General features: G+C 65.7%; 10 protein-coding genes and 1 pseudogene. 6 read left to right on the top strand and 5 right to left on the bottom strand.

The window, feature by feature from the left end; genetic code table 11:
- Positions 1 to 13: 13 nt before the first annotated feature.
- From AQZ52_RS00465 to AQZ52_RS00455, 3 genes and pseudogenes are all read right to left on the bottom strand, one after another.
- A pseudogene (locus AQZ52_RS00465) lies at positions 14 to 1,249 on the bottom strand (3-hydroxyacyl-CoA dehydrogenase); the annotation flags it as partial.
- A gap of 59 nt (positions 1,250 to 1,308) precedes the next feature.
- The gene (locus tag AQZ52_RS00460; protein WP_067909111.1) at positions 1,309 to 2,532 is read right to left on the bottom strand and encodes a serine hydrolase domain-containing protein; all 1,224 of its coding nucleotides are present in this window, start codon (positions 2,530 to 2,532) and stop codon (positions 1,309 to 1,311) included.
- The gene (locus AQZ52_RS00455; RefSeq protein WP_240481391.1) at positions 2,532 to 3,365 is read right to left on the bottom strand and encodes an acyl-CoA thioesterase; all 834 of its coding nucleotides are present in this window, start codon (positions 3,363 to 3,365) and stop codon (positions 2,532 to 2,534) included. Before AQZ52_RS00455 ends, AQZ52_RS00460 begins: the two co-directional genes overlap by 1 nt.
- A gap of 232 nt (positions 3,366 to 3,597) precedes the next feature.
- On the opposite strand from AQZ52_RS00455, the gene AQZ52_RS00450 reads away from it, so the two are divergent.
- The 5 genes from AQZ52_RS00450 to AQZ52_RS00430 all read left to right on the top strand — a co-directional run bounded on the left by AQZ52_RS00450 (position 3,598) and on the right by AQZ52_RS00430 (position 8,988).
- Positions 3,598 to 5,349, top strand: coding sequence for a class I adenylate-forming enzyme family protein (locus tag AQZ52_RS00450; RefSeq protein WP_067906007.1), 1,752 nt, complete (start codon positions 3,598 to 3,600; stop codon positions 5,347 to 5,349).
- A 57-nt stretch (positions 5,350 to 5,406) separates the two neighbouring features.
- Positions 5,407 to 5,835 carry a GFA family protein gene (locus tag AQZ52_RS00445; protein ID WP_067906006.1) on the top strand — a complete coding sequence of 143 codons (429 nt, stop codon included), beginning with the start codon at positions 5,407 to 5,409 and terminating at the stop codon, positions 5,833 to 5,835.
- 131 nt (positions 5,836 to 5,966) lie between these two features.
- Positions 5,967 to 7,394: an aromatic ring-hydroxylating oxygenase subunit alpha gene (locus AQZ52_RS00440; RefSeq protein WP_067906005.1), complete on the top strand. Its 1,428-nt coding sequence runs from the start codon at positions 5,967 to 5,969 to the stop codon at positions 7,392 to 7,394.
- Positions 7,394 to 8,197, top strand: coding sequence for an SDR family NAD(P)-dependent oxidoreductase (locus tag AQZ52_RS00435; RefSeq protein WP_067906004.1), 804 nt, complete (start codon positions 7,394 to 7,396; stop codon positions 8,195 to 8,197). The genes AQZ52_RS00440 and AQZ52_RS00435 overlap by 1 nt, the downstream gene beginning before the upstream one ends.
- Positions 8,198 to 8,208: 11 nt before the next feature.
- Positions 8,209 to 8,988, top strand: coding sequence for an SDR family NAD(P)-dependent oxidoreductase (locus AQZ52_RS00430; RefSeq protein WP_067906003.1), 780 nt, complete (start codon positions 8,209 to 8,211; stop codon positions 8,986 to 8,988).
- Here AQZ52_RS00430 and AQZ52_RS00425 read toward each other — a convergent pair.
- On the bottom strand, positions 8,985 to 9,995 hold the full coding sequence (locus AQZ52_RS00425) for an NADP-dependent oxidoreductase (protein WP_067906002.1): 1,011 nt from the start codon (positions 9,993 to 9,995) through the stop codon (positions 8,985 to 8,987). The genes AQZ52_RS00430 and AQZ52_RS00425 overlap by 4 nt on opposite strands.
- A gap of 168 nt (positions 9,996 to 10,163) precedes the next feature.
- On the opposite strand from AQZ52_RS00425, the gene AQZ52_RS00420 reads away from it, so the two are divergent.
- Positions 10,164 to 12,317, top strand: coding sequence for a molybdopterin-containing oxidoreductase family protein (locus tag AQZ52_RS00420; RefSeq protein ID WP_240481390.1), 2,154 nt, complete (start codon positions 10,164 to 10,166; stop codon positions 12,315 to 12,317).
- 196 nt (positions 12,318 to 12,513) lie between these two features.
- On the opposite strand, the gene AQZ52_RS00415 is transcribed toward AQZ52_RS00420, so the two are convergent.
- Complete coding sequence (locus AQZ52_RS00415; protein WP_082697474.1) at positions 12,514 to 15,048, bottom strand: TonB-dependent receptor; 2,535 nt, start codon at positions 15,046 to 15,048, stop codon at positions 12,514 to 12,516.
- Positions 15,049 to 15,130 lie beyond the last annotated feature (82 nt).

The following is a 15,130-nucleotide window of genomic DNA, read 5'->3' as shown; positions in this document are numbered from 1 at the left end:
GCCGCTCCTGTCCTCAGTCGAAGGCTTCGCCGGCTGCCGCCTTCCGGGCGAGCAGCGGGGCGACGGGGAGGCCATGCTTTTCAAGGCCTGCGACGACCGTGGCGAGGCCGATGTGGCTGGCCCAGAACATCGGGCCGCCGGTCCACGCCGGCCAGCCGTAACCGTTGAGCCAGACGGTATCGATATCGGACGCGCGCTGCGAAATGCCTTCTTCAAGGATCAGCGCACCTTCGCTGATCATCGGATAGAGCAGACGCTCGAGGATCTCTGCCGCGTCGATCTTGCGCTGCGGTTTCCCGGCCTTGGCGGCCCATTCGGCAATCAGGCCGCGCGTGACTTCGCTCGGCGTGCGCTGGCGGTTCTCGTCGTAGTCGTAGAAGCCCTTGCCGGTCTTCTGGCCCCAACGGCCCAGCGCGCAAAGCGCCTCGCGCAGCGTTTCGATGCGGGCCGGATCGCGGTGCCAACCGATGTCGAGCCCGGCGAGGTCCGCCATCTGAAATGGCCCCATTGGAAAGCCGAACTCCAGCAGGGCGTTATCGACATCGGCGAAGTCCGCACCTTCCATGATGAGGGCATTGGCCTGTTCCTGCCGTTTGCTCAGCATGCGGTTGCCGATGAAGCCGTGGCACACGCCCGAGACGACCGGGACCTTCCCGATCTTGACGGCCAGCGCCATCACCGTCGCGAGGACGTTCTTGGCCGTCGCCGACCCACGCACGACTTCGAGCAGCTTCATCACGTTGGCGGGTGAGAAGAAGTGCATGCCAAGCACCGCTTCGGGGCGCTTCGTGCTGGCGCCGATGGCGTTCACATCGAGGTAGCTGGTGTTGCTCGCCAGGATTGCTCCGGGTTTCACGATGGCATCGAGCTTGCCGAACACCTCCTTCTTCACGTCCATGCTCTCGTAGACCGCCTCGATCACCAGATCGGCGTCGGCGAGGGCATTGAAATCGAGCGTCGGCGTCAGGCGGCCCATCGCGGCTTCGGCAAGGGCGGCCTCCATCTTGCCCCGCTTCACGGTGTTTTCGTAGTTGCGGCGCATCGTGGCGACGCCGCGGTCCAGGGCTTCCTGCGTCATCTCGACGATGGTGACGGGGATGCCGGCCGTCAGGAAGTTCATCGTGATGCCGCCGCCCATGGTCCCTGCGCCGATCACGCCGACCTTGTTCACCGGCAGCAGCGCGGTGTCGGCCGGAATATCGTCGATCGTCGCGGCGAGCTTGCGTGCGGTGTCGATGTGGTCCTTGGCGCCGGGGATGGGATCGGACATTGCGGTGTCTCCTTCGAAGATGTCAGGCGTGCCAAAATTCAGGCGTTACTGTGCGTCATCGCCGAATAGACCAGCGTCTTGAGCTGGCGGCGGATGGGGTAGGCTGAAGAGGGGAAAAGCTGCGTCATGAAGATCACATGCAGCCTTTCGACCGGATCGACGAAGAAGGCGGTGGAATGGATGCCGCCCCAGTGGAATTCACCCTTGGTGCCGGGAATCAGCGTCCTGGCAGGATCGACCACCACGCCGAAGCCAAGGCCGAAGCCGACGCCCGCATTGCCGGATTCGCTGAACAGCGCGCGCGAAAGCGTCGTCAGGTCCGCGCCGCCGGGGAGGTGGTTCGCCGTCATCAGGGCAAGCGTCTTGGGCGAGATCAGCGGAACACCACCGTTCGCCAGCGCGGCACAGAAGCGATGGTAGTCGGCAGTTGTGGAAAGCAGACCGCCGCCGCCGCTTTCGAAGCGGGGCGCGCGCAACGTGTTGGAGCTTTCCGCATGATCGATCAGCGTGGGTGCGCCCAGCGGGGTCCACGCCCAGCTGTCGGTGAGGCGGTGGGCCTTTTCGGGCGGGCAATGGAAGCCGGTATCGGTCATGCCGAGCGGGCCGAAAATCCTCTGCCCAAGGAATTCGCCGAGGCTCATGCCGGAAAGGCGCGCCACCACCACGCCCAGCACGTCTGTGCTGACCGAGTAGTTCCAGCCCGTGCCTGGATCGAACTCCAGCGGCAGCTTCGCGAGTTCGGCAATGAAGTGATCGTTGCCGGGCAGCGAGGCATGGCCATCGAGCCGCCCCTTGCGGTAGGCCGCATCGACATTGGTGCGGTTCTGGATGCCGTAGGTCAGGCCCGACATGTGCGTCAGCAGGTCCACCATGCGCATCGGGCTTGTCGCGGCGCGCGTGGGGAAGAACGGCGCATCGCCGCCGCCGCCATTGTAAATGCCAAGCCCGGCGAACTCGGGGATCACCTTGGTGACGGGATCGTCGAGCGCGACCTTGCCTTCCTCCAGCAGTATCATGAAGGCCAGGCTGGTAAGTGGCTTTGTCATCGAGGCGATGCGGAAAAGTGCATCCTGCCCCAGCGGCGTGCCGTCGGCGCGGGCCTTGCCGGTGGTGAAGCGGAGGACCGGCTGGCCCTCGCGTGCGATCAGCAGGTCGGCATGGGGGATGAGGCCGGGGGCGACATAGCGTTCCTCGAGGAACGCACCGATCCGCGCGAGGCGGGCGGGATCGAAGCCGTGGGCGGCAGGATCGGCTATCGGGATCATCCGAACACCGCCACCGATTGCAGGCCGTGCATCACCGCCACGCCGTCGCTGTTCCACAGGCGCAGGGTCTCGCTGCTGAAGCCGTGCCCCATGTGGTTGGAGGCGGTTTCGAGCAGCCACCAGCCTTCGCGGGTGGGTGGCACTTCGCCCAGCATGGTCAGCGCCCAGGTGATCGAACTGATCGGGCCCATCCGCTCCATCGCGCGGGCGGAGCCGGGGGGCAGTGCATCGCCGATGCCGACGAGTTCGCCGACGGGATCAAGCCCTGCCCGGTCCTTGAGGCGCACCCAGCGGCGGATCGTGCCGGGGGGCGAGCCGCCGGGCGGATCGGCACGGCGCATGTCCATCCGCGCGGTGAAGGCAGGTGCCATGTCGTTCGCGGTGAGGCGGGGGGAATCTTCGGGCTGGACGAGGTTTGTCAGCACGGCGGCGGGCACGCTGCCGTTGCTCTCCCGCCCCGCACCGAACAGCCAGAGCGTGCGCTGGGCAACCGCGCCGTCGCACAGCAGCGAGGTTTCGACCTGGGCAACGCTGCGGCCCTGCCGGAGCATGACCACCTCTACTTCGAGATGCTCGCCGACCGGCGCGACGAAGCCGACTTGGGCGGCGCGCAGCGGGGGGAGATCGGGGAACGCCAGCTTCGCGGCGGAATAGGCGATGAAGGCCGCCGCGCCGCCATACATCGTGCGGCCCTGCATCCAGCCTGACGCACCATCCAGCCTGAAACGCCCATCGCCGATCGGCTCAAGCCGCGCAGCGAGCGCGCCGAAGCCCATTTCGGCTTCGGCCGGTGCCGCAATGACGGTCTCCGGGTGCTCGGCTTCCGGCAAATCCTGTCCCTTTCGCGAATCCTCTTATTGGATCGGATTAGGTCATGATCGGAGATCAGGGAAGCGCTTTGCGAGGCAAGTCAACGCGAAAAAATGCAGCAATTCCGCCGGATTTCGTGCCTTCCGCTACGGCATCCGCGCGTTTCGGCCCCCTTGCTGCGAGGCAGGCCGGTGACTAGTCTCGCGCACCAGGGAAGGCACCGCCGGAACGAGCGGAGCCCATGAGGATGCCATGACTGAAATCACCGCTGCGCTGCCCACGATTCCTGCCGGCTGGCCTGTCCACACGCTCGCCCAGATCCGCGAGGAGCTGTGCGCGCCGGGCATGCCATTCGAGATGGAGACCGTGATGATCCGCGGCGTGCCGACGCGGGCGTGGAAGAACGCGCTGCCCGATCTGCGCGGCGTTCTGGCGGCGGCGCGCACCCATGGGGCGGCCGATTTCCTCGTCTACGGTGAGGAGCGCGTGAGTTTCGATGCGTTCCACCGCGCCGTCGCGGCGCTGATGGCGGCGCTGGCCGCGCGCGGGGTGGGCAAGGGTGACCGCGTGGCGCTGGCCATGCGCAACCTGCCGGAATGGCCGGTCGCCTTCATGGCCGTCTGCGCGCTGGGCGCCATCATCGTGCCGCTCAACGCCTGGTGGACGGGCGAGGAACTGGCGTTCGCGCTGGAGGACAGTGGTGCAAAGCTGCTGATCGCCGATGCCGACCGGTGGATGCGGATTGCCCCGCAGGCCGCTGGCCTGCCGCTGCAGAACGTGGTCGTCTCCCGCGCCTCGGGTCCGCTCGAGGGCGCCGAGCGGCTGGAGGACCTTATCGGTGCGCCGGCGAGTTGGCCCGCGCTGCCCGATGCCGAGCTGCCGCCGGCCGAAATCGCCAGCGATGATCCCGCCGGCATCTTCTACACCAGCGGCACCACCGGGCGGCCCAAGGGCGCGCTCGGCACACACCGCAATTTGGCCACCAACATCATGACCAGCGCGTGGAGCGGCGCGCAATCGGCAAGGCGACGCGGCGAGGGGCTGCCCGAGCCGCGCCCCCGCGTGATCCTGCTGGCCGTTCCCTTCTTCCATGCCACTGCCTTCTCGGCGACGCTGATGGGCTCGCTGGCGGGCGGCAGCCGTCTCGTGCTGCTCCACAAGTGGGATACGCTGGAAGCGATGCGCCTGATCGAGCAGGAGCGCGTGACGATGACCGGCGGCGTGCCCTTCATCGCGTGGCAGCTGATCGAGCACCCTGATCGGCACAAGTTCGATCTCTCCAGCCTTGAGGCCATCGCCTATGGCGGCGCGCCCTCCGCACCGGAACTCGTCTCGGCGATCTGGCAGACCTTCGGCGCGCTCCCCGGCAACGGTTGGGGCATGACGGAAACCAGTGCCACGGTGACGCACCATATGGCCGAGGATTACCTCAACCGGCCCTCCAGCTGCGGCCCGGCAGCCCCTGTCGCGTCGCTGGAAATCCGCGCCGACGACGGGGTCACCGTGCTGCCGCCAAACACGGTCGGCGAGCTTTGGGCGAGCGGCCCGATGATCGTTGCGGGCTACTGGAACCGGCCGGAAGCGAGTGCACAGACATTCGTCGATGGCTGGGTGCGCACCGGTGATCTGGCAAAGCTCGACGACGAAGGCTTCTGCACCATCGTCGACCGCGCCAAGGACGTGATCATCCGCGGCGGCGAGAACATCTATTCGATCGAGGTCGAGAACGTGCTCTACGAGCATCCCGCCGTTACCGACGCGGCGCTGGTGGGCGTGCCCCACCGCACGCTGGGCGAGGAACCGGCGGCGGTGGTCTGTCTCGCGCCCGGGACGGAGGCAGGCGAGGACGAACTCAAGGCCTTCGTTGCTGCGCGGCTGGCCGGTTTCAAGGTCCCGGTGCGGATCGCTTTCATCGCGGAGAGCTTGCCGCGCAACGCCAACGGCAAGATCCTGAAGGGCGAGCTCAAGGCCATGCTGACGGATTCCGTGCTGGCAGAAACGTGAGATGGCGCGCAGCACAGGCTGTGCGATGGACAGGACAAGGAACAGGGAGACGGGACGATGAGCGAAACGGAAACGGCAGGCGAGCGGCGCACGGGCGGATGCCTTTGCGGATCGGTACGCTATGAAACCGCGTGGCCACCGCTGCTGACCGGCGTGTGCCATTGCCGCCATTGCCAGCGGCAGGCCGGTTCCGCGCTCTCGGTGCTGGTCGCCGTGCCGTTTGCCGCGCTCGAACGGTCCGGCGATCTCACGACGTACGAGGACGGCAGCGAGGCGGGCCGCGCGGTCTATCGCAAATTCTGCCCCAAGTGCGGCTCACCCGTCTTCACGGAAACGCCTGACGGGATGGCGCAGGGGATGATCTTCATCAAGGCGGGCACGCTCGATGATCCGAAGGACCTCGCGCCGACCGTCCATTTCTGGACCACCAGCAAGCAGGACTGGGTGGTGATCCCCGAAGGCGCGGCGCTGCTGGAGAAGCAGTAGAATCCCCCTTCCTATCCAATGCGTCAGCTTGTTGGCATCGGGCGCGATGGCATTATGCTGCGCGTGCAAGACCTGCGCGCGCGGTAGGGCCTGCCCGGCCCTGTCGACGCCGCCCACAATCAGGACCCGCCATGGCTGATATTGACCCCCAGATCGACCGCTCGGACCGCTGCCCGGGCATCACCTATACCGACATGCTCGCCGTCGATACGCGCCCGGCGCCGGACTATCTGGTGATGGAATCGACGCAGGAGCTGGGCGATGATCCGCTCGATCCGGATCGCTACACCAGCCCCGCGTTCAAGGCGCTGGAAGACGAGAAGATGTGGCCCAATGTGTGGCAGTTTGCCGCGCGTGAAGAGGATATGCCCGATCCCGGCGACACGGTGGTCTACGAGATCAATGACAAGTCGTTCCTGCTGGTCCGCCAGCAGGATGGCGGCGTGCGCGCGTTCTACAACGTGTGCCTCCACCGCGGGCGCAAGCTCAGGATCGAAAGCGGGCGCTCGATCAACCTGCGCTGCCCGTTCCACGGCTTCACCTGGAACAACGACGGCAGCCTCAAGGAAATCCCCTGCTCGTGGGATTTTAAGCATCTGGAAGACAAGGACCTCTCGCTCCCCGAACTGAAGGTCGAGCGCTGGCAGGGCTTCATCCTCGTCACCGAGAACCACGACCTGCCCTCATTCCGTGACTGGGTCGGTCCGGGCATCGAGCATTACGACAACTGGCGGCTCGACGAATGCACCACCGGCGCGTGGGTCGCGCGCGTGGTGCCCGCCAACTGGAAGGCGGTTGCCGAGGCGTTCATGGAAGCATGGCACTCGGTCGTCACGCATCCGCAGATCCTGCCGTTCACGGCGGACGCCAACACGCGCTACGATCTCTACGGCGATCACATGAACCGCGCGATCACGCCCAACGGCACGCTCTCGCCCCACCTCAAGGGCAAGGACCAGCTCTATGTGATCAACAAGCTGGCGGAATTCCTTGGTGCGGGCGACGGGCGCGGCCGTCGCAACGCGGCCGAACCGGCCGACCTCAAGGGCTTCGATGCGGATGATCCGCTGCTCGCGCGCAAGGTGCTGGCGCAGGCCAACCGCGAAGGCTTCGCGGCGATGAACGGGCACGATTACTCCGAGGCTTCGGACAGCGAGATGCTCGACAACCTCACCTACAACATCTTCCCCAACTGGTCGCCCTGGGGCGGTTTCGTGCCCAACATCGTCTACCGCTGGCGGCCGTGGAAGGATGCCGATCACTGCCTGATGGAAGTGCGCATCCTGATGCGCGCGCAAAAGGGCGAGAAGCCGGCGCGCGGGCCAGAGATGTTCATGATCCCGGATGATCAGCCCTTCACCTACGCCAGCCATCTCATCGGTGCGGCGCTCGCGGGCGTGTTCGATCAGGATATGGAAAACCTGCCGCATGTGCAGGCGGGCATGAAGGCCAGCAAGAACAAGAAGCTCGAGCTCGGCCACTATCAGGAAACGCGCATCCGCCAGTTCCACCGCACGATGGACAAGTACATCTCCGGCGAACTCCCGAAGACGGCGTGATGCAGCGGCTTGAAGGGCGCGTCGCGCTGGTCACTGGCGCGCTGCGCGGCATTGGCCTTGCGGCGGCAGAGCGGCTGCTGTCCGAAGGCGCGGTGGTCGTGCTGACGGACTTGCCCGATCCGGGTGCGGCGGAGGTTGCCGCCGTGCTCGGCCGGCTGGGGCCGTCTGCGCGGTATCTGCAGCTCAACGTGGCGCAGGAAGCCGATTGGCAGGCCGCCGCAGCACAGGTCCGCGCCGATCATGGGCGGCTTGATGTGATGGTCGCCAATGCGGGCACCGATTGCACCGCGCGGGTCGAGGACATCACGCTGGCAGACTGGCACCGCGTCATGGCGGTCAATGTCGATGGCCTGTTCCTGGGCGTGAAGCACTGCGCGCCGCTGATGGAGGAGACCGGACGGACCACGCGCGGCGGTTCGTCGGTCATCGCGATCAGCTCCATCATGGGGATCGTCGGCATTGCCGATGCTGCGGCCTACAACACCTCGAAGGGCGCGGTGCGGCTGTTCTGCAAGGCTGTCGCCATCGAGTTCGCGCAGAAGCGCATGCCGATCCGCGTCAATTCGGTCCACCCCGGCTTCGTGCGCACGCATCTGCTCGAACAGGGCATGGCCGGCTGGGTGGAAAAGGGCATGGGCGAATCCGTCGAGGCGCTCATGGCGGGCCTTGGCGCTACCACCCCGATGGGCCGCATTGCCGAACCGGACGAGATCGCCCCGGCCATCGCCTTCCTCGCCTCCGACGATGCGAGCTACGTGACGGGCGCGGAACTCGTCGTCGATGGCGGCTGGACCGCCCAGTAAGGGATGCAGGCATGACGATTGCGCTGGACGGAGTTGTCGCGCTGGTTACCGGCGCGACCGGGGGTATCGGCCGCGCGGTGTGCAAGGCGCTCAAGGCCGCGCACGCGGTCGTGATCGCGGCGGATCTGCCGGACGCGGGTGCAGATGTGCCCTGCGATCTCTACCACAGCCTCGACGTGACGAGCGCGGCGAGCTGGAAGGCTCTCGCCGATGTGGTCGCGGCGCACTATGGGCGGCTCGATGCGCTGGTGCATATCGCCGGCATTTCCATCGTGGAGAGCTTCGAGGCCACGACGCTGGAGGCGTTCCACCGCCTCAATGCGGTCAATGTCGATGGCGTGATCCTCGGTACGCAGGCGCTTCTGCCGCTGCTGCGCGAGGGCGGCAAGGCGAGGACGAGCGGCGCGAGCGTGGTCAACTTCTCCTCGGTCGGCGGCATCAACGGCGCACCGTTCAACGCGGCCTACTGCACCAGCAAGTTCGCGCTGACCGGCCTCACCAAGTGCATGGGGGCCGAGTTTGCCGCGCTCGGCTACAACATCCGTGTCAACTCGGTGCATCCGGGCGGCGTCGATACCGGGATGCTCGGCAGCATCATCGACCGCTATGTCGAGATGGGCGTCGCGCCCAGCCGCGAGGCGGCGATGGAGGGCATCAAGATGACCCACCCCATCGGGCGCATGGCCCGGCCCGAGGAAATGGGCGGCGGCGTGGTGTTCCTGTGCTCTGATGCTGCCAGCTACATGACCTGCAGCGAGCTGGTCATCGACGGCGGCTTCACGCAGATCTAGAGTTCCACCACCACCTTGCCGATGTTCGCCCCGGTGAAGAGCTTGGTGAAGGCCGCCGAGGTCGCTTCCAGCCCCGTGCTCACTTCGAAGGGCAGCCGCAGCTGGCCCGCCGCCGCCAGCCGCGCCAGCTGCGGATTGAATTCCGGCTCGCGCGCATAGAAGTCGGGCGAGAAGAAGCCTTCGATGCGCAGCCGCTTCATCAGCACCTGATCGAAGCGGTAGGGACCGGGCACGGGCCCCTCAGCGATATAGTTGGTGATCAGCCCGCAGACCGCGACGCGTCCGAACAGCGCCATATTGGCAAGCGCCGCATCGAGGATCGCGCCGCCGACATTGTCGAAATAGACGTCGATGCCATTCGGGCAGAGCCGAGCGAGTTCGGCCTCGACGTCGGCGGCCTTGTAGTCGATCGCGCCGTCAAAGCCGTATTCGCGCGTCAGCAGGTCGCACTTGGCCGCGCCCCCTGCGATGCCGATCACCCGGCACCCGCGCGCCTTGGCGATCTGGCCTGCCATGAGCCCGGTGCAGCCTGCGGCGGCGGAAACCACAAATGTCTCGCCCGCCTTGGCCGCGCCGGTCTCGACCACGCCGACCCATGCTGTCCAGCCATTGGCGCCGTAAATGCCGACGTACGCTTTGAGATCGTCATGCGCGTCGTCGAGCCCGGTGCAATAGGTCGCATCCGGTTCGACCACCGAATAGTCTGCCCACTGGCCATAGCAGCGCACACGGTCGCCCGCCTTGTACGCCGCATGGCGGCTTTCCACGACCACGCCCAGCACCGTACCGATCAGCTTGGCACCAAGCGGCGTGCCCGGCTGGTAGCTGTCCTCACGGTCGGTCATGTACATGCGGGTGCCGCTGTCCATCGAGAGCACCTTGTTTGCGACGAGGATCTGGCCCTCCGCCAGCGCGGGCAGCGTCTCCGTCTCCAGCGCAAAGGCTTCGGCATAGCCGTTGCCGACAGGGCGCCGGGCAAGGATCCAGTGGCGGTTTGCGGTGCTCATCGTGTCTCCTCCAGTGCAGGCTGGGCTAGCATCAAGCCCGGGTTTTTCAGCCAAGGCCACTGGCGGAAATGAGCGGTGCCCCCTGTTCTCGGGCCCCCTCTCTTTCATCAGTGTGCCCGGCCCCGGATTGCCGATAGCTTCCCTATTCAAAATATTGGGAGACGTGTCTTGGCCGATAAGACCCTGCGTACCTTCTGCCGCTTCTGCCATGCCAGCTGTGCCATGCTGGTCGATGTGGAGGGCGACAAGGTCACGGCGGTGCGGGGCGATCCCGAGAATCCGCTCTTCAACGGCTATACGTGCGTGAAGGGCCGCCAGATGCCCGAAATGCACAATCTGCCCGAACGGCACCTGCGCCCGCTGGTGCGCAAGGCTGGGGTCAAGGGCGCCGAGTTCGTCGAGACCTCGACCGCCGAGGCGCTCAAGCTGGTGGCAGACAAGATCCGCGCCGTCATTGCCGAACACGGCCCCCATGCGGTCGCGCTCTATTGCGGCACCAATGCCTTCCAGAACAGCGCGGTGCTCGGCACATCCTATGCGCTGGCGGAGGCCATCGGCACGCGCAACTACTATACCAGCGTCACGGTCGACCAGCCCGCCAAGGTCTTCACCACCGCGCGCTATGGCCAGTGGATGGGTGGGCCGAACAACTTCGAGGAATCCGACGTCGTCATGTTCGTCGGCAACAACCCGCTCGTCTCGCACTATACGCCGAGCGGCGGCGTCCCGCCGTTCTCGCCCTCGCGCCGCCTCCGCGATGCCAAGGCGCGGGGGATGAAGGTGATCGTCGCCGATCCGCGCCAGAGCGATACCGGCAACCTCGCGGACCTCTACCTGCAGGTGAAGCCGGGCGAGGACCCCGCGCTGCTTGGCGGCATGCTGCACGTGATCATCAAGGAGGGTCTCTACGACCGCAACTTCGTCGCCGCTCATGTCGATGGCTTCGACGCGCTGGCTGACGCGGTAAAGGACTTCACGCCCGATCTGGCGGCTGAGCGAGCGGGGGTTCCGGCCGAACAGATCGTCGCCGCCGCCCGCATGTTCGCCCGCGCGGCGAAGGGCCGCGTGGTCACGGGCACCGGGCCGGAAATGGCCGGGCGCGGCGTCCTCACCGAATATATGGTCACCGCGCTCAACGTGGTCTGCGCGCGGTTCAACCAGGCGGGTGACAAGGTGGCGAACCCCATGGTGTTCATGCCCTTTGCTGCCGGGCCCAAGAAAGCGCAGGTCGCCCCGCCGATGCCGATGTTCGGCGAAGGCTTCGCCCAGTCGCGCATTCGCGGCATCGGCAAGCTCGGCACCGAAATGCCCTGTCCGGTGCTCGCGGACGAGATCCTCACTCCCGGCGAAGGCCAGATCAAGGTGCTGATCTCGATCGGCGGCAACCCAGAAATCGCCTTTCCCAACCAGCGCAAGGTGAGGAAAGCCTTGGAAACGCTGGAGATGTTCGTCCAGGTCGATCCCTATATGTCGGCCAGCGCAAAGCGGGCGGACGTGATCCTCGCACCGTCGATGTGCCTTGAACGGGAAGACATCAACAACGTCTCGCAGCCGTTCTGCGAGGAACCTTACGCCCACTATGCCGAGGCGATGGTGCCGCCGCCGGGCGACACCATGGATGAATACGAGATGCTGTGGTGGATCGCCAAGCATCTCGGCCTCCAGCTGCAATTGCCCGGTGGGCCCTGCTCGATGGAGAGCGTGCCCGACAAGATGACCATGCTCGACCTCATCTCGCACGGCTGCCTCGTCGCACCGAGCAAGGCGCGCGCGGATTCGCTGGCGAGCGAAAACCCGGGCGGGGCAATGTTCTATCCCGAAGCCCATGCCACGATCGAACCGGCAGATCCGGACGCGGCGAACCGGTTCCAGCTGGGCGCGGGCGAGATGCCTGCAGCATTTTCGCACTATGCTGCAGCACGGCCCGAAGCGGACGGCTTCGATTTCCGCCTGATCTCGCGCCGCTCCAAGCACCGCTACAACAGCAACGGGCACATCTCCGAATTCCTCAAGAAGAAGATGCCGACCAACCCGGCCTACTTCAATCCGGAGGATCTCGCCGCGCTCGGCGTGGAGGACGGCGCGGTGATCGAGATCGCCTCGCGCGTTGCCTCGATCCATGCCGTGGCCAACGCAAGCGACAAGGTGCGCCGCGGGGTGATCTCGATGTCGCACGCCTGGGGCAACGATGATGCCGGCAAGGACGACGTGATGACCGTCGGCGCCTCAACCAACCGCCTGATCGACGATGCCGACGATGCCGATCCGATCACCGGCATGGTGCTGCAAAGCGCCATTCCCGTGCGCGTAGTGGCGGCTTAAGGGGCCCTTGGCACGGCGTTAGCCTGCTCTGGATCCCTGCCTGCGCGGGGAGGACGAATTGCGTGCACCATATGCAATCGTCATTCCCGCGCAGGTTGGAATCCAGAGCGGCCCAACACAGTCCTCCCCAGCGTCCAAACGGAAAAGGCCGCCCCGGTTCCCCGGAGCGGCCCTTTCTTTGCCTATGTTCTGAAGGTCAGAACTTGAAGCTGGCTTCCACGAAGACCTGGCGGCCGCGGTTGAGCAGCACGTTGCGGTCATCGCCCTGCGGCACGTAGGTGGCGGTGCCCGGCGTGCCGAGCCCGCCCGGGCCGGCGAGGAACGGACGCGCGCCGCTCGACTGGACGTAGCGCTTGTCGAACACGTTGATGCCGACGAGAGCGAGCTTCCACTTGCCGTCGCGGTTGCCGATCGAGAGGCTGCCGTCGACGGTTGCCCAGCCGTTCTGGACCGGGTCCTGCACGCTGGTCGTATCGGTGTAGTAGCTGCTCGAGAAGGCCACATTGCTGTGCATGCCAAGCTCGATGTCGGTGGTCACGGGGGTGCTGTAATCGAACCCGACGTTGCCCGCCCATTCCGGCGCGCGCGACGCCTTGCGGCCTTCGAGCGGCGAACCGTCGATGGCCGAAGCCAGCGGCTTGGTGAAGGTCGCCTTGGTATAGGCAATCGCACCATTGAGGCGCAGGCCTTCGACCGGCGTGCGCCAGTTGAAGTCGATGTCGATACCCTTCGTGGTCAGTTCCGAAGCGTTGAAGGTGCGGAACTGGACCTTGGTGGCATCGAATACCTGCAGCTGGATATCGCTGAACACATAGTAGAACAGCGAGCCGTTGAGGGTGATTGTGCGGCCTGCGAGCTGCGACTTCACGCCGAGTTCGCCGCCCTTGGCGCGCTCGGACTTGAAGATCAGGCCCTGCGCCACGGCATCACGCGTGGCCGGGTTGTTGAAGCCGAGCAGGCTGTTTGAAGGCAGCGCGGAGTTGTCGATGCCGCCCGACTTGTAGCCGGTCTTGTAGGCGGCATAGATGTTGAGGTCATCGCTGGCCTTATAGCGCAGGGTGACTTCCGGCGAGACGTTGTGGTCCTTGAACGGGATCGGGCCCGAGAAGAAGCCGCTGCTGATGAACGCCGGGGTCGCCGCGAGGAAGGCATGGACATAGGGCACCGCGATCGTGTTGACCTTGTCTTCCTTGGTCCAGCGCACACCGCCCGAAAGTTCGAGCTGTTCGGTGAGCTTGTAGTTGCCGCTGGCGAAGAGCGAGTAGGCCTTCGTGGTGGTGTGGTGCTTCTTGTACCAGTCGAACCAGCTGCCCGTGACCGGGTCCGCCGCGATGATCGAGATGTTCACGCCCTGCTGCGAGGTGTTGAAATCGATGTTGCGGTGTTCGTAGAAGCCGCCGACCATGAAGTTGAACGGACCGTCAAAGCTGCTGGTGAGGCGCAGTTCCTGCGTCCACTGCTTGGTGGCGTTGAGCGGGTCGCTCGAACCGAAGCCCTGCGAGATGCCGGGACCGTTCATGCTGGCAAGGCGCGGCGCGATCAGATTGAGCGGAACGCCGTTCGGATTGAACGCCGGGCCGACGCCGACCGAGCTGTAGGTATCCGAATCGACCGAATTGATGTCGAAGTAGCCGGTCACCGAGCTGAGCTTGAGCGTGTCGCTCAGGTCGAGATCCATGCGCAGGCGGGCCAGCCAGATGTCCGTGCGACCGAAGGGGTGCCCCGGATACTTGCCATCACCCGCGGCGCTGCCCGTCGGATAGCCGCCGGCCTGGGTCGGCGAAGGGTCGCTGATCGCGTAGTAGCGGTCGTTGATGTTGCAGTTCGCGCCTGAAGGAATCGCCACCGCGCCGCCCAGCAGCACGACTTCGTCCGCACGGCCGTTCTTGCCGCAATCGATGTCCTGGTGGCCGATCGCGCCGTCGTTGCGGTTGCTGATGTAGTTGAGCTTGAAGTTCGCCGTGAACGCGCTCGACGGATCCCACTGCAGGGTCAGGCGGCCGACGAAATCGCGCATGCCGCGGTTGGGGATCTTGACCGGGATGTCCCGCTGGATCTGGGTGTACTTCGAGATGTCGTTGTACTGGCCGGCGACGCGGATGCCGAGGGTGTCGCTGAGCGGACCCGAAATGTAGCCGCCGATGACATAGCCATGCTCGATGAATTCGTAGCTCGCCTTGCCGCCCACTTCCCACTGCTTGGTGGGATCAGCCGAACGCAGGCCGAGCACGCCCGCGGTCGCGCTCTTGCCGAAGTAGAGCGTCTGCGGGCCCTTCATCACGTCGATCTGCTTCATGTCGAAGAAGCCGGCCTGGAGAAGGCGCATGGACGAGAGCTGGATGCCGTCCATGTCGAGCGCGACGGCGGAGTCGAACGCCGCCGAAATGGCCGAGGAGCCAACGCCGCGCAGCGCGATAGAGCCGCCCGAACCCGAACCGCCCGAATAGATGTTGAGCGTGGGAACATGGGTGCCGAGCGCTTCGGCCTTGGTCGCCTGATCGCGGTTGATCGCATCGGCGGTGATCGCGGTGATCGTCACCGGCACGTTCTGCAGCGTTTCCGTCGACTTGCGCGCGACAACGGTGATGGCGTTGGCGTCATCGGAAGTGGCGCCGGCCGCTTCGGCCGCAGCATCGGCGGCATGGGCCAGACCCGGCAGGGCCAGCGAAGTGGCGGCCACACCCGCGAAGAGCGCGGCGCGGAACGGCGACACGATTGTCCTTAACCCCATAGCAATCCTCCCTTTTGTGTGCGGGTGCGTATCCAGCTGTTTTTGCTAGATTTTGCGCCCACAATCCCGAGCACTAGGCTAG

This window comes from Novosphingobium fuchskuhlense (assembly GCF_001519075.1).
GTDB classification, from domain to species: Bacteria; Pseudomonadota; Alphaproteobacteria; order Sphingomonadales; family Sphingomonadaceae; genus Novosphingobium; species Novosphingobium fuchskuhlense.
The sequence above is the reverse complement of the archived record's forward strand: the minus strand, read 5'-3'. Positions and strand labels throughout refer to the sequence as shown.

What these genes read in the sequence shown, in the direction of transcription:
- AQZ52_RS00415 (WP_082697474.1), bottom strand. Translation starts at nt 15,048, where the DNA reads ATGGGGTTAAGGACAATCGTGTCGCCGTTCCGCGCCGCGCTCTTCGCG.
- AQZ52_RS00435 (WP_067906004.1), top strand. Translation starts at nt 7,394, where the DNA reads ATGCAGCGGCTTGAAGGGCGCGTCGCGCTGGTCACTGGCGCGCTGCGC.
- AQZ52_RS00430 (WP_067906003.1), top strand. Translation starts at nt 8,209, where the DNA reads ATGACGATTGCGCTGGACGGAGTTGTCGCGCTGGTTACCGGCGCGACC.
- AQZ52_RS00440 (WP_067906005.1), top strand. Translation starts at nt 5,967, where the DNA reads ATGGCTGATATTGACCCCCAGATCGACCGCTCGGACCGCTGCCCGGGC.
- AQZ52_RS00445 (WP_067906006.1), top strand. Translation starts at nt 5,407, where the DNA reads ATGAGCGAAACGGAAACGGCAGGCGAGCGGCGCACGGGCGGATGCCTT.
- AQZ52_RS00450 (WP_067906007.1), top strand. Translation starts at nt 3,598, where the DNA reads ATGACTGAAATCACCGCTGCGCTGCCCACGATTCCTGCCGGCTGGCCT.
- AQZ52_RS00425 (WP_067906002.1), bottom strand. Translation starts at nt 9,995, where the DNA reads ATGAGCACCGCAAACCGCCACTGGATCCTTGCCCGGCGCCCTGTCGGC.